The sequence below is a fragment of the Luteolibacter pohnpeiensis genome (assembly GCF_016595435.1).
In the GTDB taxonomy this organism is placed as follows: domain Bacteria; phylum Verrucomicrobiota; class Verrucomicrobiia; order Verrucomicrobiales; family Akkermansiaceae; genus Luteolibacter; species Luteolibacter pohnpeiensis.
In genome coordinates this window covers 1-19,565 of record NZ_JAENIJ010000047.1, presented here as the reverse complement: position 1 = coordinate 19,565, position 19,565 = coordinate 1, and the positions used below count along the sequence as shown (strand labels likewise).

Here is a 19,565-nt window from a genome sequence, read left to right as displayed (position 1 = left end):
CGCCGGTGGCATGCCACCGGCGCTGGCTCTGACCAATCTCCGTCGTTATTCAGACTAACGGGTAGGCAGACGACCTTGTTTATTTTGTCGCTGGGCTTTGCTTTCCTGTTTTTCACGCTACTCACCTCGTGTGGATCAGGTCTTATTACTGCATTATTACTGTCTGTTCCGATGCCAATTGGAATGCTGATCTTTCTCTTGGCACTTTGTAGCGGGCGTTATGAGGGATATGCAGCCCATTGGTTGGAATGGCGGCTGGCTAAAATGAGACACGTCGGAATAATTAATATGCAGAATCAATATGATAAATCTCACTGATGGCTTTGTAAGTCATGGACAAATTGTATGGTGTCCGAATCGTAGTCAGGTTTTTGTATCCAGATTACTTGAAGTATCAGCTCCGTCACTGGAAACCGCATCGGTTGAATATTGCAATCAACTCGAAATCGAGATCTCAGTCATTCTCCACATGTTGCCGGATGAGGTTCTGATGCAGGCGGTTTGGATGCAGGATCTTGATCATGGTCCCTTGCTGAAAAAGTATTACAAAGATACGCTGGACTTTGCCAAACAGCCTTGGGTTGAGCGGGAACGTAATGCTATTTTTGTTGAACAGATGGAGCGAGATCAACGGGGTGAGCTCCGCGGTGAACGGCTACTCATCTCGCTACGCATGCCATTGGGTTGCGGTTCAGGTGAGGTGACCGATGAGCTTCTCACTGCTTCACATCATGGGTTTGATTTATGGATCTCTGAAATCAAGGGTGCGATCGGACGAATTGGTGGTATTGCCGAGGAGCCAGACGAAAATCGGCTATTTCAAATCATACGAAAGTATGTCGACCCTGTAGCGGATCTTGATCCGTACGCTCAGAATGATCCATCAGGGTTATCGCTTTGTGATACACTTCCTGGAGACTTCGTTGGAGAAGAAGGTCTAGGTTTCTATTGTGGAGGATTACATCATGGATTCGTGGCTTTGTCGGTTCTTCCGCAGGCGACTTATTCAGGGATTATTGCTCAGATATTGAATGTTCCGTTCCGAAATTATGGACTAACCTTGAATATTCGATCTCTCGATCCGGCGAAGGAATTGGAGGAAACTGAATCCAAGAAGTCGAAATTGGAGAGGGCTCTTCGTTCAGGTCGTAATACTCGATTAGAGCATTCGATCTCGGCCCTGCGTAATCGGATACAATCACTGGCCTCGGGAGAGGCGCATCCTGTGAAGATCCAGATGATTGTGAGAGCTCACGACGCAAACGCTGAGCTACTTAGGTCCAAACTCATTGCGGTTCGTAATGCGATTGGCCGTATGCAGGGAGCGGCTGGAGTAGAGATTGCGCTGCCTACGACAGCACGAAATCTCTTCCTCGCAGGGATGCCTGGTGCTCCCATCGTGGAGGAAGCGTTTTGGCATAAGGTGGATGATGTAGTGGCTGCGAACTTGATACCGTTAACGGGGGATGCAGGAAGATCGCTTGAGCAAGCACAAGCCATTTTTCAGACCTCTCGAGGAGGGCTTTTTGGTGTCCGGATTTTTGGCGGAAAGGAAGGTCACGAATACCCCAGACATGCATTCGTGACCGGAATGACAGGGAGTGGGAAATCAGCCTTCTTGATCTCATTGTTAACGCAAAGCAATCCATTCGTGGATTACACCGTGATTATCGATGACGGTTTATCATACGCATCTTTTGTAAGCGTTACAACTGGTGGAAAAGTTCGTCCTCTGATTTTAGGAGTGGGTTGTAATGAAACTCTCAACTACTGGGACACTGGAGGCTTGCCCTCGGAAGGGCGCCATGTCGCCGATATTGTAGCTGTACTTCATTTGATGGCGGGTTATAAGTCCGACGAAGATGCTGACCGGCTGCGAGAGGCTTTACTCGAAAGTTTCGTGGTTCGATTTCGCGCTGAATGGGCTGAGAAGTGGCTCGGCTCTGAGGGAGGGCGTAAAGCTTCAATCAGGCAGCTCCTACGCGCACTTATTCGATTTGCTGAGGAGAATAGCCTTAACGGCGATTTAGCTGAGAAATATTCCAGGTTTCATGCCTGGGCTGTCCAAAATCCCATTGAATCACAAGCATTCGTAGACGAGATGCCGCCGGAAGACGAGGACCTAGATGAGAATCTCCTGATCGCACTCTCATTCGCAAGGATGTCTCCCGAGGATATGCCGACGCACACTTGTTTTCACGACTGGCTCAAGAAAGAGACCAGTTCCCAATCGAGCCATGAGTCTGAAGTTCAGATGCTAATCACACTTCTTGGGAGCTGGCGTTCAGACCATGGAGCGAAAGGGGCTCTGTTAGACGGTATCAACACTGTGGATTTGTCAGCTCCTTGCGTGCATCTTGAGTTGGGTAAACTCGGTGAAACGGATGAGGCGCTCAAAGCACTGGTATCTTATGTGATTTCGAGCAAAGTGCGTAATGAGATCACAAAACGTCCTCGGTCTCAGAAAAAGCGAATTGTCATCGAAGAACTTGGTGCATTCATCAAACTCAAAGGCGGCGAGCGAATGGTCCGAGATTTCTATGAACGGATGCGGAAGAATAATGCCTGGGTGGTCTCAGTCTGTCAGCAAGTCTCTAGCCTTCCAGAGTCCATGGCAAGGTCGATTCTTGGTAATACCCGACTGGCCTTTTTGTTCCGACAAAAGGAGCAACGCGATCTCGATGCGCTCCAACGTGCATTCCATTTGCCTGGTAATGCGATCGATGCCATCCGCCGTTTTGGTGAACCCACTGTGGAATATGGGGCACCGTTTTTGTGTTGGGAAGGTCTCAATGAGCATGACCGTGTGACATTTGCAACGAATCGAGCAACCCCAGAAATGCTCTATGTTTCCGCCAGCAGTGGTGAGCATTTTGAGCAGCGTGCCATGGCATTATCAAAGTATGAGGATGTCCTCGAAGGAGTGATCGCCGAAGCTCGAAAGTCGTAGTGGTTCCGGGCCGGGGCGGAGGGGAAGGCGTATTTGGTATTGTATCAACACCAATCCAATAATGCCGAAAAATTCGATCTTATTTGCTATTTGCTCAGGCCCACTGAGCCTGATCTTAACGAGTTGCTCACTAATCGGTTTGCATACCGATGGAGAAGTGAAAAAGCTGCAGTCAGCGGCTTATAAAGCTGGGATCACGAATGGGAAAGCTGCCGAGGTTCGCTCGCGCTACCACCAGGAAGAGGAGGCCAAGGCGTTGCCCCGTCCTCCTCTCCCCAAACGTTACTATCGTATGCCTGTCGAAGGATATACGACTTCGGATGGAGTTAAAGTCGAGGGTCATACCGTAACTGTGGAGGTGGTTCAGCCATGAAGTCCATCATCATCACTCTGCTATTCGCAGTGAACTTCAGCCTGGTCCCCATGGTCTCTGCGACCATGCCGGTAGTGGATGTTGGGTTGATCAAAACCAATCTGATCAATGCCAAGCGCGATTTGGTGGAACAAATTCTCCAAGGGGAGAGACAGGTGATGCAGTATGAACAGCTTGTTGCTCAAGTTCGACAGATTGATCAATACTTAAACCGTTTTGGAGAACCAGGTGCTGTAAGTCTCGAATCAATCAAGGACACTGTTCGATTTCTCCATAAACTGGATCCTGGCAAAACAACCGCAGAGATATTGGGAAATGTAAAAGCCGAAGATATCTTTGAAGCCCCCGTGGCACCTGGGTACGAAAAGGTTGCCTCCGAAATCCGTGTAAATGGACAAGTCGTGGGGGTTCGTGATCCTGATGTTTACACCCCTGAGGTTGCTTCTCGCCTTGCCCTAGCCCATTACGAAAGTGTTAGAAATTCAGTGTTAGAGCAGAGAAAGGAACTCAAATCGAGTTTGGACTCGGCTTTAATTGAACTGCGATCAGCAACCACAGCGAGTGAGGTGGCGAAACTTGATGTCGTCATTCGTTCACTCGAAAGTCAATTGGCCTCCACTGGGACGGATCTGCAACTCGCTGCAAGCGCGGCCACTCTTCGTATGCTCGAAAACCAAACCGAGGAGCGCATCGAAGCGAAGGTTGCGGTTGAGAATAAACGGGAAGTTTTGAAGGTGAATACTGAGACCGAATTGCAGGTCTTCCGCCTGCCAAACCGTCCGCTCCTTTTCAAACGTTAACCGACATTCATCATGGAAACGGACATAAGTGATTTCTTCCCCGAACTCCAGACCTATTCCTCGGAGCTCTATCATGTAATGATTGCGGTGGCTTCGCTCATTTTACTGGCTGGATTGATTATCAGAATAAATGCCTCAGGTGGAGATCCCATCTTGATGGTTAGGGCAGTGCTGACTGTTGGCATTGCTGGCATCCTGATCAGTGCGCTACCGGACTGGATCAATCAGCTGCAGGTGATTGCTTACGATTTGATTGATGGTATGGGAGCGGATCCTTCAAAATCGTATCAACGCTTCGCCAAACTCATGGTCAAAACTTCTCCAAACTCAGGAGGAGATCCCGGTATCTGGGATATTCTTTGGGGAGAAGGGGGAGGTCTTGGAGATGCGATGGTTTACGCCGCACTTTTTCTTACATCGAAACTCGCGCAGGCGATCATGTTTTTGTTCTTTATCGTCCAACAGACTCTGGTGCTCTTTCAGACGGCTTTGGCCCCCGCTTTCGTAGCAATGTTCATGATCAGATCCCTTTCTGGGACTGCAACCCAGTTCTTTCTTCGCTTAGTGGCAGTTTGCCTCTGGCCGATCGGTTGGGCGATTGCGAGTCTGATGACGAATGCTCTGATTGAGATGTCAACTCATGACGATGGACAAATCGTGGACTACTATCAGGGGAACGGCTTTATATTGATACTCTCGCTGTGGATTCTTCTGAGTACTCTCGCTGCACCTTTGGTCATTTGGAAGCTTCTCAGCGGCGCATCATCAGCCGGAGATGCACTTTTTGGAGGTGTTGCGAGCGGACTGAGCCAGGGTGCCGCATTCGCTGCATCAGGTGGGATGACGACAGTGATGATGGGGGGCTCAAGCCTTGCCACAGCGGCTGGTGCTACGGCGGGTGGAATCGGTGGAGCCGTAAGTGGTGCTCTCGGCGCAGGAGGAGGGGTGATCATTCCAACTGCGATCGGACTTGGTTCAGCGATGGTGGCTGGCAATTCGGCTGACTCAGGTCCTGTTGATTACAACCGCCGCGCTGCGGAACTCTCTAACGGAAAATCATGAAATCGATCAACTCACCTTCACTCACCGCATTTCTCAAACGAGATCGTTCTGGCCGTTTTTGGGGCTATGTGGCTCTTGGTTCGTTCGGATTCTCATTGCTCCTATGCTGGCGAATGGCGATGGCCTTCGAAACGCGCCCACGATTTGTAGTCATGGATCCTTCGGGCACACTGATCATCACACGTGAAAAGGGCTTTGAGGATGCGAGTCAAATTCACGTTTCTCAAGCCGAACTGGCTGTCCAGACATTATTGAATCGCCAACCGACCGGCTTTGATAGCGAGGAGCGCCTAAAGCGGCTATTTGATACAAAAAGCTACGCAAAAGCGCTCGAACTGGAGGCAAACGAGTCGGCTGAGTTTGTGGTAAAGTCGATCCACCAAAAGGCAGAGATCGAAGATATCAAACTCCAGAAGCTGACCGGCACCGCCGTTGAATCGGTGGTTCGCGGGCAATTGATCCGGATTGGAAGTTTTGAGGACAAGCCTTCGATCGAAGTTCTTCATTTTGAACTTAACATGCGCTTTGAGCATAACCCCAAGCTGCTTGAGAACGGTCGGTTTCCGACCGTGGTCAGAAGCTTCGAACTCACAACATCGTCGATTCCATGAAATTTATCACTCTCGGGGTTTTTATTCCCACATTGGTATTCGCTGAGGTTGAGCCACCTACCACCTGGCAGCTTAATCCGTCCAAGGTTTTGACCATCCCGATTCACACTGAAATGGATACTCTTTTGATGTTTCCGCAGCCGGTGACCTTGATCGCTGGAAAAGGACTGACTCAAGGCGATGGAATAGGTATCGTCCAATATCAGCAGGCGCAAGATGCGCGGATAATTCTGCTTCGTCAGATTAAGCAAGAACCTCCCGTCCTGATGCATGTGGTGATGGGAACCGAAGGATACAGCTTTCAGCTGGTTGGAAGTAGTCAGCCAGCAAGCATTATCCATTTCAAATCCGGTGAGCAAACCGCACCGGCGGTTGAAATTCCAGAAGCTGATGCACGAGGTGCATCAGGGCACGTCGACGAAGAACGGCAGGCACAATTGGTTCGATTGTTCCTTGGAGAAGCAGTCCTGAAAGCAAAGATTCCCGAGGAATACCAAGGCTATCGATCGGTTCAGAGCAATGTGTCGACTAGGACAGGGAACATAGAAATCCGTGTTAGCCGAGTAGGTCGATTTGATCGTGAAGACGCCATTGTATTGCTTGCGGAGATTCGGGGGCTAAGTGAAAATAATCCTTATCTATCTGAAAAAGGCTTGAAGATCACCCTGGCTGAAAATCGATCATATCAGCCAAATTATGTCAAAATTTCTAAGGATGACAGTTCTGATTCTGGCGTGATGAAACTGACCTTACTCCTTATTGGAGACGGGAAGGGGAGTTCATTACATCTCAGTCCTGAAAATCGTTTTGGAGTGACCTTAGACCAAAATCTGAGCCTAAAACCAAATCCATGAGCTGGTATTCAATCATCGACTTTTTCAAAGGACGAACCGGTCGTGTCCTGATTTTTTCGGCGATATTCCTCGTGGTTTTTCTGCTGATGGCAAAACGCTACCGAGACAAAACCAGCAATGAAGATCAGGTTATTGCCGCTTTTCCAAAACCACCCGGAGGTCAGTGGTGGAGCGACACATCTTTACCAAAAGAACAGGAAGTCGATTATGTAGTAACCGATCGGAGGGCAAATTATCAATCTTACCACCCACCGGCAGTGACAGTGCCAGACTTAGCATCTCGATTTATTCCGCCAGTTGAAAAATCAGAGGAACTAATAGATATACCACGTGAACCACTAATTTTGACGCAGCGAACGGCTGAAGCAGATGAGAATAGCCCCAACACTGAGTCTGTTCATAAGCCAGAGACCGACAATCTCTTTGAAGAAGGTGACTTGCTTCATGCTGTATTGATGGCCCCTGTTTCATCGGATCAGCAGGATGCCCCGGTTCAAGCGAGGTTGTCGGCACCTTTTGTTCGTAATGGAAAAACCATACTGCCACTAGGGACTCGTATTTTTGGTCGACTCCGTTCTTCACAAAATGGGCGGATGTATTTCGATCGTAAATGGACCATAGACCTGGCTTCAGGAGACAAAATTGAAATCACCGGAGTGATACAGGAATCATCGCAAGATCCGGTTTCTGGCGATTACCTGACCACTGATGGTCAATCAGGTATTCAGGGCATCGTCACCGAGCCGAAAGAAAAAGAGGACCACCACTGGGAAAAACTAGCAGGCACCTTCGCTTCAGCTGCAGGACGTATTGCACAAGATCGTACCCGCACCGCAATCGGAGATCAGATTCCTGCTTCAGGTCGAAATATCCTGTTAGAAGGAACCTCGGATCTGATCGATGACTACACCGATAATCTGGGGAACTTGGATTCAGAAACTCTGAAACCGCGAAATCCTGTCAGCATCCCTTCAGGGACTAGGTTCTATCTACAGGTAATTTAGTTGAAGTAAGGAGCAAGCATTGTCGGCTGGGTGGGTCGTGATTTTTAGCAACCACGTTGCGGTATTTGACTAAAAATCCCTTGTGACCTAGCGCTTATTTTTGACCTAACTATTTTTTGGCTTTTCGTGGCATCGCTGATGATTAGAACAATCTTTGCCCGATGCCTTCCTCCGCCTCCCAAACCTTCCTCCGCGAACTCGACAAGAAGCTCTGGACCGCTGCCGACAAGCTGCGTCCCAATCTCGACGCCGATACGTTGTTGCCAAAGCTCTTGTCGGGAGAAAAAACAACTGCCGCTGCACTCGATCAAAACCATGAGTGAAAATTCTCCAGTAAATCTAAATACGTCCCTTTCCAGTCTTGCCATGCTATCACTGCGGATGAGCGATGGGGAAGACTACCTTGACTATCTTTACGGCTTTGTTATCGAGGCGTTAAATCAAATTAAAGCGCCAACTTTCGATGCTGCAAAAGTCCATGAAGTCATTAAATTAGAGTTCGGTCTTAGGATTCCAATCGCGACCCTCGTTATCTATTTGAAGCGCCTCAAGACGAAAAAACTAATCGAAATGACCCCGGATGGTCATCAATTTCGTGCAGTAAATCTCCCAACGTCTTCAATTTCGGGTGATCGTTCGGCGGCTTCGGGCAGAATAAGCGAGGCGCTTTACGCTCTGAAGGAATATGCTAAAACCAATCACGCCCTGGATTGGAGTGATGAACATACAGCTGGGGCTCTCACCGAATTTGTTCGAGAGTATTCAATCGCATTTGTTCGGCACTCAGAATTTCGGAGTCCGTTGCCTGATCCCGGCCCCGAGACGGCCTCAGAACATTTTGTGGTTTCTTCATTTATTAGAAATAGTGCAGAATCTTTAACACCGGTTTTTGAAAGCATTAAGACACTAGTCGAAAGTCATATTCTCGCCAATGCTTTGCTTTGCCCTGACCTTAAGAATAAAGGAACCGGATACAACGGAGTTGTATTTGTTTTAGATACTCGACTTCTCCTAAAGGCTTTTGACCTAGAATCAATGATTGACACCGAAAGCACGCGGGTGCTCTTGGACACTATTCGTCGACTAAAAGGCGTTTTGTGCGTACTAACGGAAACTAAGGATGAGATCCGGTCAGTGCTGTCAGGCATTAGAAGAGGTTTACAACAAGGAGGTGCTCGGGGACCCGTCGTGGAGGAGTTGCGAAAGCGTGGTCGGGGAGTAGCTGACGTTATACTGGCCGAGAGCAACTTAGAGACAAACCTTAAGCAGCTGGGGGTCACCACACTTTCATCTCCTGGCTATGACCAAAGTACCTACCGTTTCCAGATTGATGAGGCTGGTTTGCGAGCGGAACTCGAAGAAGAGCTTGGATACGATCTCGGAAAGGCTGCGGACCATGATGTTCATGTGGTTCGGAGCATCTTTGCCTTTAGGAGGGGTCGTAATGTGTCGCGGATTGAAGACGCTGGCCACGTGTTTTTAACTACAAACGCCGCTCTCTCACGTGCAGCTTTTAGTCAGCAACGCGAAGAAAATTCAGGATGGGTATTTTCGGCGGTAATAACTGACTTTCATCTTTCTCATCTAACTTGGCTCAAATCCCCAATGGAATCGGGTGATCTTTCGAAGACCGAACTACTTTCAAATTGCTATGCCGCTATGCATCCGCCGAAGAAAGTCTGGCGCTCGTATCTTGCCGAGGTTGATCGATTGAAATGTGAGGGGAGGTTTACAGAGCAGGATCACGAAGTTCTTCGTTTGTCACTGAATGCTCCAGAAGCACTAATGGATGTGACGAGAGGGGAAATCGATGGTATAACCGAATCAAATCTTCGGGAAATACTGAGTCGAATAGAACGCAATTATGCTGAGGAGAAGCAGAGGGAAATTGATAGGCTTCAGATCGAGAAGGAGCGCGCAAATGAAGATCTTCTCCAAGCCAATCGGACCAATCAGCAACAAGAGGCACTTCTGGCGGAAGCTGTATCTCATGCAGAGAAGCTCAGGCAGGACAAAATAAATCAAGCGGCCAAACTGAAAGAGCTTCAAGAGCGCGATGATGCTACTAGCGAGCGTGAGACGCAACGCAAAGAGAAGGTCGAACGCTTGGCAAACTTATTGGCAACAATTGCGTTTGTCGTTGCGGGGCTGGCTTTCGTAGTGTTGGGTACAATTTCTTTGTTCAGTAATTCAAATACTTTGCTCGCCGTTCCGTTTGTTATTCTAGGGGTTTTGAATCTGGGGACTGGTTTTTCAGGTCTTTTGGTAAAACGTTATGTCCGCGATTGGGTAGCTGGAAAGCTATCGAAATTTATGAGTACTGACCAATAATTTAAGATTAGAACACTAAAAAACACGTGGACAACAAAGACGCCTATATTTGCTACAATAGCAATGACCTTGACTGGGTGAAGCGAATCGCTGAGCAACTCGAATCCGAGACGATTGATGGCGCTAAAAGCTCCCGCACGCTGAACGTCTTCTTTGACCGTTGGGACATGGGGCCTGGGGACAGCCTGATTGACAAGATGAATGAGGGTATGGCGAAAGCAAGGCACGTTATTTGCGTGTTATCTCCAGAATTTCTTGCTGCTGATTGGCCGAGATTCGAGTGGAAACATATTGTGGCTTCAGATCCAAACAATGTCGGTGGGAGAATCATACCTATTCTGTATCGGGACAAGGGCGCGGACGGAACAACAAGACTAAATCTTCCGGCACCATTTCGAGATCTGAAATATGTTGATTTCCGCAAAGCGTCTGATTTTAGAGCGGGTTTTGCAGATTTGGTTCGGAAAATCAGAAACATGCCGCCAGAAAGGGGACGAAGACTTCCACCGCTCGCAGGAAACGGTCCTGCTATGGTGCCAAGACCGTCCCAGCCTGAGATGTCATGGCATCCCGACTCCATCGCTGAGTTCATCTTCTCCAACCTGCTCACAGTTGTAGACATGCCGAAACAGATTTGGACGGCAAATACACCGTTTAGAGAGGACTTAAAAAAGGATATCTGGGAGCAGGTGGAGGACAGCCAAGCGTTCATTCTCCGCTCTGGAAAGCTTTACACCTTCGCAAATCTAAATGACGCGGACGAGTCACTACGGAAGGTCATTGATTGCAGCACAATCAAAGCTGATTCACGTAATGACTGGTTTCTCGATCCAGATCGTGAAAGATGGCTGGTGGCATTGCTAAACAGCTGTCTTTCACGCTCGCTTCGCAAAAAACGGATCAGAACGGATGGCAAAGGACGCTTTTATTTCATCCCCTCGCCGGGTGGGAATGACCGCGTCTGGAATATGCCCACAGGAAAAGGGCGAACAGTTGCCAAGCGAATCAGACCCAAGGGAAGTGTTTCGGAATTTTGGGTTCACCACGGTTCGAGGGTGAGGTTCCGGTTGCTGGGACAGAAGGTGTTTCTTCTGATTGTTCCTCTTTACCTGTTTACTGAAGATGGATACACGGCGATAGGCGGGAAAACGGCGGGGAAGCTGTCTCACATGTGGATGGGAAAACAGCAGAACGCCGACATCTTTCGCGATGTGTTATTTTGGGCCTATGTCTTGGGGAATGGTGCGCAGTTCGGAAAAATCGAAACTGGCTCTGCACCCATACAAATTGAAACTGCTCCGGCAGCAGCACGAGCGCAAGTTGGGGTTGCCTATGATCGCGTCGATTTTCGAACTCTTTTCAACTTTAAGGACTCAGAACTGGAAGATGCCGCCAGCAGCGTCAAGGAGTTGAACAATTTTGACGAGGAGGAATCCGATAACGATGAAGAATAACAAACGCCCGAAAGGAGTTCCGCTGGAGAAGAGGCTTGAGGGATTAACGCCTTCTTTTCAATGTTTTCACGTGGAGGAACCGAAACTCGTTTTTGGAGGAGGAAACCTTTCTGTCGATCCTAAGTCGGGATTGGAGTCTTTTGGACCGTATGATGCAGATCAAACGGGCGTCAAACCTATCAACTTAGGCATCATTGGAACAGGAGAAGGCATTGGTGAATTTCAAAGTTTTCTTGAACGCGCCAAGGAGCCCGTCTCCCCTGGGTTGAACACTCGCGGGAAGACATTAGATCCTCACACTCATCCAGACTTTCCGGGGTGGGCCGAGGGTCGGACATTTGGTGCTAATTTTCTGTGCGGCAGTAATATGTACCACCGAAGCATTCACCTTGAATATTTCATGAATGCCATTAATGCCGCCAAAGAGGAGGCAAAAATTAAAGAGGTTGTTCGCTTGGTGATGAAGGAGATTGAAGCTCTTAACAATTTAGAACCTGCTCCGCAGGTAATTGTCGTGGTGCTGCCGCCAGAAGTTGAGAAGCAGATTGCCCATGTCGGCGTTGCCATGTCACGGCGGCGAATCGTTCTGAGTCCGAAAGAGAAATTTCTGAAAAGCCTAAAGGCCGAATCAGACAAAGGGCAAGGCACATTTAATTTCGGCTTCGATGTCGAAGAGGAAAGTCCAGTCATCCGTGGGTTTTGGAACTTCCACCATGCGTTCAAGGCTCACGCGATGAAGTTTGTCGTCCCGACTCAGATGATCTGGCAGACAACGCTTCATGAACAGAATCAGGCCTCTTTAATGTGGAATCTTTTCACAGCACTTTACTATAAAGCCGGAAACAGTCCGTGGCGTCTCCAAATGCTCCCTGATACTACATGCTATGTGGGTGTCTCCTTCTACAAGGAACGACCTTTTGGAAAAGCCGACATGCACACAAGCCTTGCTCAGGTTTTTGGCGCAGGTGACGGAATTGTTTTGCAGGGCGACAAGGCAGTATTCGATAAATCAAAGGGTGACGCTAGCCCCCACCTTACAGAAGCGGGCGCGGAGTCACTTTTAAAGCAAGCATTGGAGAAGTATGCGTTGCAACATGGTGTCCTGCCGACCCGTGTTGTGATCCACAAAAGTTCAAAGTATTGGCCAGAAGAGTTGGCTGGCTTTCGGAAAGCCGCAAAGGGCATTTATCGCCATGATTTCTTGGCTTTTGGCGATCTTGATACTCGATTTATGCGGGTCGGTCGACGACCTGTCGTGAGAGGCACCGTGATAGTATTGGGCAAAGGTAACTACCTTGTTTACACTAATGGGTTCATCCCCTACCTGCGTTCCTACCCCAGCAAACGGATTCCCTGCCCGCTAGAGATAATTGAGCATCACGGGGATTCTCCTCCATTACTGGTCTGCTCGGAGATTCTTTCGCTCACGAAACTGAATTGGAACAGTTGCTGGTTTGGTAGTAGTGCGCCAATCACAATACGCTTCGCGAGGGACGTTGGGCGCGTTTTGGCGGAGCTGCCAACCGATGGCTCAATTGTTCCGAAGACAAAGTATAGATACTACATGTGAAGGGGCCTTCATCGTAACTATTGTTTCTAGAACGCTCAGTAATCAGTCATGATCACCGAAGACCGACTCGAACAGCTTGCCATCCAGTGGTTTCAAGGCACGGCGGTGGAATCACGTCCATGGCGCGGTGATTGCGCCGTAAGGCGTGGCGGCGGAGCGTGGGGATTTCCGGACGGTGGTCTAGAAGCGGCGTATGGCGGAGGCGGTGCGGTGCTTGAACCTGAAGCTGCCAGAATCCGCGGTGGAGGAGGTGGTGCACGTAATGACGAAGCCGGAACATCCGTCGCGCTGCAGAGCAACCGGGCCTTCCACCGCTATCTAATTGACGGGGTGCTGGTGGAGTTCGATGGCTTCCAATTGAGTGGAGGCGTTCGGCCTTCAGGACCTTGCAACTTTCACCACCAAGGGTAGACCCGCCCTGATCCATCGACGGGCGGGATGCGGCGTCGGACCAACCTTTTTGAGGGATGGACGATCATCGCGGTGTGGGAGGAGAGCTTCATTAGATTAGACGGGTGGATGCGGTATTCCATTTCTTGATGACGAGACACGGAGCGGGATCCGATGCCTCGCGATGAAATGCTGCGTTTCCAGATTTTGTGTTTCCCTATGAATTCGGCCGATGCGGTTGCTCCTTCATGATCGGCGGCGCAGAAGATCAGGCGGGTTCGCATGTTCAAGGTGAGCACTTTGCGTTTCTTTTCAGTGATAGCCGGGTCTCCAGAAATTTCGGACTGCATGCCACCCATGATGCACGCGCCTGCACTGCGGATGCGATCGATAACTTTATGGTCACTCATCCCATCTTCGCTGGTGGTTACCACATCCTGGAATTCATCGGCTACCAGTAACAATAGGTTGCTATTGTTTCTCTCCTCTGGCGATAGATCATATCGCCGGAGGACATGGGTGTAGAAGAGGATTTTGAGATACGTCTGGATATATCGACGCTCGGTAGCGAGCGACTGGGGCATTGTGACGGAAAGGATACTGCCACGATCAAGATGCGAAAATGAAAATGTATTGGGCTTCTCACTGCAAAAAACCTCGGCAACATCATCGTTGAGGTAGAAACTCAGAAAGGTTTTGAGAGTTCCCTCAATCCCTTCTTTTTGCTCGTGACCACGAACTTGGGTGAATGTGGTCTCGAGAAACTCGGCCAATTCGAGGTGTTTCTGAATTCCTTGGCTGCGGCGAAGTTTTTTTACCGCTTGCTTGGCCATATCAGTGGAGGTGAGAAGTGAGTAGGCGCGTGGTATCGTAATGGGTTCGCCAAGGGCTTCTAACGTCTCGAACGCGTGGGTGAGGGCGACTTGGGCCATGGTTGAGAAGAACGAATGCTGCGGTCCCGAATGCATGCTGCCGGCGATGTCCGTGATGATCTTAGCATGGGTGCTCCAGGGCAGTGAGCGATCGGAGAGCAGGTTGTAGCGATTCTCGGGAATCCACTTGCTGGAGCAATCCGGAGGTCGAACCTGCAAGTGAATCAGATCGCTCTCACGACCGGCATTCTCAAGTAGATCCTTGATGAATCGATGTTCGTCCCCTTTGACGCCGAGCACCAATCCTCCCCAGTCTGGGACACGGCGGGTGAGGTCGACCAGTAAAGGTTGGAAACCACTCGTGGTCTTTCCACTTCCGGTATCTCCGGTGATCAGAATGTGACGACATAGCTCTTCGCGCGTCCAGGTGAGTGGACCGAATTTGAGGACGATCTTGCGAGGTTTCGGCCATGCGACGATCGCCAATCCAGCAATGGAAGTGAACAAAAAGGCAAACCAGTTATAGGGTTCGGGAGCTTCGAACCCGGCAACTCCACCGATTGTAAGAAGAGTCATGCTGAGGTGAAATCTTTTCATGAGTTGATGAATTGAATGAGTTCGGGGATGCCGAGACCAAGTATCACCCCGACTCCCACCCACAGTATGGATGCTCTTTTAGTGTGCTCGGGTTTGTCGGAAGTCGATGTATGTCGTGCCATGCGTGCCAGCAGCTGTTCGTGGGCTTCCAATCGTTGGGCGATTTGTTTCAGATCTTCATATGAAGGAATGGCGCTGGTGACCGCATCGCGCATGATGCTGATGAATTGTTCCGAGCATCCTAGAGTGGGGGAGGCTCCAGCGAGTGTCCGTTGGATCTTCTCAGGCACTTCTTTCCAAAGAAGTGTCATGAAGCCAATTGCCTCCAGCACTTGGAGGTATTCGTCATCCTCTGGAACATTTCGGAATCTCGCCGCCATGGTGAGAAACCTCTCACGCTGAGGAGGGGGGAGCAGGGCAGCCACGGATTCCAAAGTCTCGAATGCGGACATGATCTACGCTGGGGGTAGTAGAATTTCAGATGCCAGATCAAAGCCTTCGAACATGTCGCGCTGATAACGTTTCGCTCGGAACAGGTTCTTTGATAACTTGAAGAAGGATGTTTCGACTTTCCCATCAATAACTTGCTGGAGGGTGGCGGATCGATTGCGTAGCTCCGCCTGGAATTCCTGAATGCGTGACCCCATGGTCATGATCTTCGGTGAAAATGCTTCGATGAATCGTCCTGTCGCAGGTTCCGCATTCCAATAGGCGAAGTCGCAATCTGGTTCTCTGAATTTATTGAGAACGATTAGATATTCTACCCGATCCTGAAGTTGGTTTGCCCATTTGAGGATCGACTGAACCGCACCAGCTTCGTTGGTGGTCACACCAATTGAAGTGAACGCGATGCCGAAATCAGCAGCGTCATCGAATGCTTCGTCAAACCATCGGTAGGTGGCTTCTCCCGCACCAGCTCCTAAGTCAGCGACGACCAGACCACTCTCATTTTGATCGCAGACATCAAAGAATTCATCGAGCGCCCCTTCACGATGGACATCCATCTTGCGGGCCTTCGGATAGAAGTTTTTGAGACCGCTTTTATTGGTATTCTCGATATCGAAATCGAGCAAAGCAGGATGGATTCCCTGTTTCTCATACCAGGCGATAAGAGAAAGAATGACCTCGGTTTTTGCGACACCGCCTTTGCCTCCTTGGGTAAATACAACTCGTGTGGACATGGTTTGATGGGGATTTCATTCCCACCATTGAATACGAGAATACGGATGATCCGGCCCTTAATTGAGCGCGGTTAAGATCGAATCATTGACTGATCTTGCTCTGGGGCAAATCTCCCCGTGTTATTCCGATCACACTTTGGTCATCAATTGGGATGAATCTCTCAATTTTCGCTTCCCAGAATATGTTTTAACACGTTGAAATTAAGTGATAAAGGCTTCATTCGGGTCGCCTAATGCAATCGATAGTATCACATAATATCAATTTTATTGACGGTGCCGAATGTATTTCATAGCTTTTCCGGCATGAAGAAGCGGACTCCTTCGTCTCCCCCTGTCCCGCCCTCCGAGCCTGACTTCTGGACGAGGGCAAGTCTCTTAGTCTTTAAGGTCGGTGGTTTTGCGGCCATCGTGATCTACGTCACAAAGGCAATCCTCAAAGAGCTCGGATTATGAGTGTCAATCATATCCCGCTCAGGACTTCACAGATGGAAGTGGAAACCGAGGCTCTGCTTGCGGAACTCGGGCGTACTTATCGCGAAAGAATACGCGCGCTGCTGCCTCTGTTTCATGAGGGAAAAGCATCTCTTTCCGATGCTCTGGCCATCATTGCGCCGGATAAGGATCGGGTGGATGCCCAGAAGGCCTATCAAAATCACATCGTCAGGGTGAATGCTGCTGCGGCGGATGCGGAATTGGAGATTCGCCTCGCGGTGGATTCAGACAAACACAAGTCCCCGGAAGATCGATTTACTTGGATCGAGGGGCCATCACCCGACGGGAAACTCGTCGATAGCTTCACCAAGGAGGCCGCCAGCACGGTCGAAAGCATTCCGGTGCTTGTTCCACCCTCGGCACTCATCCTCACCCGAGACGAACTCGAAAATCCCGACAAGCCGCGGCGCCCGCTGATCAAGTTCTTCGTTTCATATGCGCATGCGGATGACAAGCAGGTCCTCAGACTCCAGAACCATCTTTTAAAAGAGCTCAAACTTTCCAAGCGTTACCAATTCGAAGTCTGGCACGACAGGATGATCGAAATTGGTGACGACTGGATCGATAAAATCAAGGGTGCCTTGGACGATTGCCATTTAGGACTGCTTTTTGTCTCCCGCGACTTCCTCATCAGTGAATCCATCACCAAAATGGAACTTCCTGCGCTTGTCTCCGGGGGGAAACCGGTGATCCCCGTCGGACTCACCGTTATGGACTTCGCCCGGATCAACATGAAGGGCTTGGAGGAGAAGCAAATCTTCCGTCTCTCCCGTCCGGGTAAGGAGCCTCGTTTCTTTTCCAAGTGCCAGGGTGTCATGGCGGACGAATTCGTGCAGCAACTCGCCAGCCGCATTGAAGATAGAGTGACCACGCTTCTTACGGACGGTTCCCTGAAGCTCTCTGAGCCGAAACCCCACTCTTCGCGCCGCTTGCCTGTTGCTCCGGAGGGCGAAGATCCCGTGCCTTTACTTGAAAAGTTCATCATCGATGGCACACGGCTTCCCGACAGTCTCATTGAGCCGGAAGCTTCAACCACAGGCTTGGACCGTTGGGAAAAGGACGCAAGTCTCGCCACTGCCAACCGCACTTTGGCGGTCGATTATCTCGCGGATTGGGCGACTTCCGAAGATGGCACGGCTTTTTGCGCTGTTTTGGGGGAACTTGGCATCGGCAAGACTACAACGCTCATGATGCTCGCCCGGGAAATGCAGCGCCGCCGTGCCACTGATCCCACCGTGCCGCCTGTCATCTTCATCGATCTCAAGGACTACGAAATCGGCGAACGCGACGGACTGGAGGAAATCCTCGCTTGCGTGATCCGCCGCCATTGGAAGGGGCTGGCCGGGCGGAACCTCACCCCGGAGGTCGTTCTCAAGTGCGTGCGTGAAAAGGGCGCTTTGCTGATTTTCGATGGGTTGGACGAGCGCATCATCCCGTTGCCACAGGCGAAGCGGGAAGCCTTTATCCGGGAACTTTGGCGCGCGCTGCCCCCTCTGGCGCAGAAGCCACGACCCGGGATCCGCCCCGGTAGGCTCATCATCTCCTGCCGTTCCCACTACTTCCCCAGCATTACCGCACTCAGCAGCGCCTTCACCGGTGAAATGCGGGAGGGCATCCGCGAGAAGAGCTACACCGCCTGCATCATCCTGCCGTTTTGTGACGAGCAGATTCGGCAGTATCTCCGTGGAGTGCTGTGCGATGAGAGCGACTCGGAATCCGTCTGCGAGGAAAAGGTGAAGAACGCCATCACTCTCATCAATTCCATCCATAATCTCAGCGAGCCCGCCACCCGGCCGTTTCTGCTGAGTCTCATCGCGCCGGAGCTTGCGGAGCTGGAGAGCCTGCGCGCGGATGGGTGCACCGTCCTCGGCGTGACGCTCTATGGCCTGTTCGTGGACAAATGGCTGGCGCGGGATGCGGGAAAGCACCAGTTCACGCCGGACCACAAGATCATCATGATGCAGGCCCTCGCCGCGCATCTCCAATCACAGAATCAGAAGATGCTTTCCTGGACGCGGATTTCCAAATGGCTGGATAGTTTCCTCGCCGCTCATCCCGCCATCCGGGATCGCTACATGGACAAGCCCGCCGAGGTGCTGAATCAAGACTTCCGCGCCGCTACCATGGTGCTGAGACCGGATAGCGAAAAAGATGGGTTCCGCTTCGCCCATAGTTCGCTCGGGGAATATTTCCTCGCCCTGCATCTTGCGCTGGCATTGGAGCAGGGAGATCACACGGCGTGGGATTTGCCCATGGCTTCCGACGAGACTTTCGATTTTCTCGGCCAACTCCTCGCGGCTGGGGAAAAGGTGGAAACTCTATTGGCTTTGGTCGGCTGGTCGGCATTGCTGGATGATCCCGCAGCGCCCGCCCAAGCGCGGCGCGCGGCGTTCCGGGCATGGCTGGTGGCACACCGAAAAGGCTGGCCGCAGCCGTCTCCAGTGGCCGCCCGCTTGGATGGGTTGGATCTGGAGAATTGGGAAATTGGCTTGGAAGCAGTTCCCCAATTGGATCTCCGTGGGGCCTGCCTTGAAAAGGCATGTCTGGACCACGCGGTGCTCCGCCGTGTGCTACTCACCGGAGCGCGTGCGGATGGAGCATCTGCCCGCTTGGCCGAATTTCATGAGGTCACCCTTTCTGAAAGCTCTTGGGAGGGAGCTGATTTCTCCGGAGGAACTTGGCGGGGTTGTGATGCAGTTGGCCTTCAGTCTGTCACCGCATGCTGGCATGATTGTGATGTCGTCGGCTGTAACTTATCGAATGCGGCGCTTCCCGATGACTGGTCTAGCGAGGCGGCTACAAACTCACTTCCCTTTGCGAAAAGAATCGATAAGCCAAGCCTGCCGGTTATCCTTCGTCAGGGCCATGGAAATTGGGTCAGCAGCGTGTGCTGGTCGCCGGACGGGACGCGGGTGGTTTCCGGTGGCTGTGACAAGACGGTGAAGGTATGGGACGCGGTGGGCGGGCGCTGCCTGCTCACGCTGGAGGGCCATGGAAATTGGGTCAGCAGCGTGTGCTGGTCGC

Annotated in this window: 17 protein-coding genes; 14 read left to right on the top strand and 3 right to left on the bottom strand. The window is 50.7% G+C overall.

Annotated features, from left to right (window positions below):
- The 13 genes from JIN85_RS21490 to JIN85_RS18415 form a co-directional block, all read left to right on the top strand.
- Window positions 1-318: hypothetical protein (locus JIN85_RS21490; protein ID WP_234047512.1), on the top strand; the 318-nt coding region annotated here is incomplete at its 5' end.
- Window positions 302-2,950 carry a P-loop NTPase family protein gene (locus JIN85_RS18470; RefSeq protein ID WP_200273587.1) on the top strand — a complete coding sequence of 883 codons (2,649 nt, stop codon included), beginning with the start codon at window positions 302-304 and terminating at the stop codon, window positions 2,948-2,950. The genes JIN85_RS21490 and JIN85_RS18470, both read left to right, overlap by 17 nt.
- A 157-nt stretch (window positions 2,951-3,107) precedes the next feature.
- The gene (locus tag JIN85_RS18465) at window positions 3,108-3,323 is read left to right on the top strand and encodes a hypothetical protein (protein WP_200273585.1); all 216 of its coding nucleotides are present in this window, start codon (window positions 3,108-3,110) and stop codon (window positions 3,321-3,323) included.
- Between the two features lie 86 nt (window positions 3,324-3,409).
- Window positions 3,410-4,123, top strand: a complete 714-nt coding sequence (locus JIN85_RS18460; protein ID WP_200273583.1) for a hypothetical protein — start codon at window positions 3,410-3,412, stop codon at window positions 4,121-4,123.
- 12 nt (window positions 4,124-4,135) lie between these two features.
- Complete coding sequence (locus tag JIN85_RS18455) at window positions 4,136-5,185, top strand: hypothetical protein (RefSeq protein ID WP_200273581.1); 1,050 nt, start codon at window positions 4,136-4,138, stop codon at window positions 5,183-5,185.
- The gene (locus JIN85_RS18450; RefSeq protein WP_200273579.1) at window positions 5,182-5,796 is read left to right on the top strand and encodes a hypothetical protein; all 615 of its coding nucleotides are present in this window, start codon (window positions 5,182-5,184) and stop codon (window positions 5,794-5,796) included. The genes JIN85_RS18455 and JIN85_RS18450 overlap by 4 nt, the downstream gene beginning before the upstream one ends.
- Window positions 5,793-6,650: a hypothetical protein gene (locus tag JIN85_RS18445; protein ID WP_200273577.1), complete on the top strand. Its 858-nt coding sequence runs from the start codon at window positions 5,793-5,795 to the stop codon at window positions 6,648-6,650. The genes JIN85_RS18450 and JIN85_RS18445 overlap by 4 nt, the downstream gene beginning before the upstream one ends.
- Complete coding sequence (locus JIN85_RS18440; RefSeq protein ID WP_200273575.1) at window positions 6,647-7,654, top strand: TrbI/VirB10 family protein; 1,008 nt, start codon at window positions 6,647-6,649, stop codon at window positions 7,652-7,654. The genes JIN85_RS18445 and JIN85_RS18440 overlap by 4 nt, the downstream gene beginning before the upstream one ends.
- A gap of 161 nt (window positions 7,655-7,815) precedes the next feature.
- A complete protein-coding gene (locus tag JIN85_RS18435; RefSeq protein WP_200273573.1) occupies window positions 7,816-7,977 on the top strand; it encodes a hypothetical protein in 162 nt (53 codons plus the stop codon).
- Window positions 7,970-9,985, top strand: coding sequence for a hypothetical protein (locus JIN85_RS18430; RefSeq protein WP_200273571.1), 2,016 nt, complete (start codon window positions 7,970-7,972; stop codon window positions 9,983-9,985). Before JIN85_RS18435 ends, JIN85_RS18430 begins: the two co-directional genes overlap by 8 nt.
- A 26-nt stretch (window positions 9,986-10,011) precedes the next feature.
- Window positions 10,012-11,439: a toll/interleukin-1 receptor domain-containing protein gene (locus JIN85_RS18425; RefSeq protein WP_200273569.1), complete on the top strand. Its 1,428-nt coding sequence runs from the start codon at window positions 10,012-10,014 to the stop codon at window positions 11,437-11,439.
- Window positions 11,429-13,009: an argonaute/piwi family protein gene (locus tag JIN85_RS18420; protein ID WP_200273567.1), complete on the top strand. Its 1,581-nt coding sequence runs from the start codon at window positions 11,429-11,431 to the stop codon at window positions 13,007-13,009. The genes JIN85_RS18425 and JIN85_RS18420 overlap by 11 nt, the downstream gene beginning before the upstream one ends.
- Before the next feature lie 48 nt (window positions 13,010-13,057).
- Window positions 13,058-13,420 (top strand): hypothetical protein, encoded by a 363-nt coding sequence (locus JIN85_RS18415; protein WP_200273565.1) that lies wholly within the window; start codon window positions 13,058-13,060, stop codon window positions 13,418-13,420.
- Here the strand turns inward: JIN85_RS18415 and JIN85_RS18410 are convergent.
- The 3 genes from JIN85_RS18410 to JIN85_RS18400 are packed head-to-tail and all read right to left on the bottom strand — an operon-like array spanning window position 13,405 to window position 16,049.
- On the bottom strand, window positions 13,405-14,847 hold the full coding sequence (locus tag JIN85_RS18410) for a type IV secretory system conjugative DNA transfer family protein (protein WP_200273563.1): 1,443 nt from the start codon (window positions 14,845-14,847) through the stop codon (window positions 13,405-13,407). The genes JIN85_RS18415 and JIN85_RS18410 overlap by 16 nt on opposite strands.
- Before the next feature lie 17 nt (window positions 14,848-14,864).
- Window positions 14,865-15,320, bottom strand: a complete 456-nt coding sequence (locus JIN85_RS18405) for a hypothetical protein (RefSeq protein ID WP_200273561.1) — start codon at window positions 15,318-15,320, stop codon at window positions 14,865-14,867.
- A 3-nt stretch (window positions 15,321-15,323) separates the two neighbouring features.
- Window positions 15,324-16,049 carry a nucleotide-binding protein gene (locus JIN85_RS18400; RefSeq protein WP_200273559.1) on the bottom strand — a complete coding sequence of 242 codons (726 nt, stop codon included), beginning with the start codon at window positions 16,047-16,049 and terminating at the stop codon, window positions 15,324-15,326.
- Window positions 16,050-16,498: 449 nt separating this feature from the next.
- On the opposite strand from JIN85_RS18400, the gene JIN85_RS18395 reads away from it, so the two are divergent.
- Window positions 16,499-19,565, top strand: a 3,067-nt coding sequence (locus tag JIN85_RS18395; protein WP_200273557.1) for a TIR domain-containing protein, incomplete at its 3' end; no start/stop codon positions are given.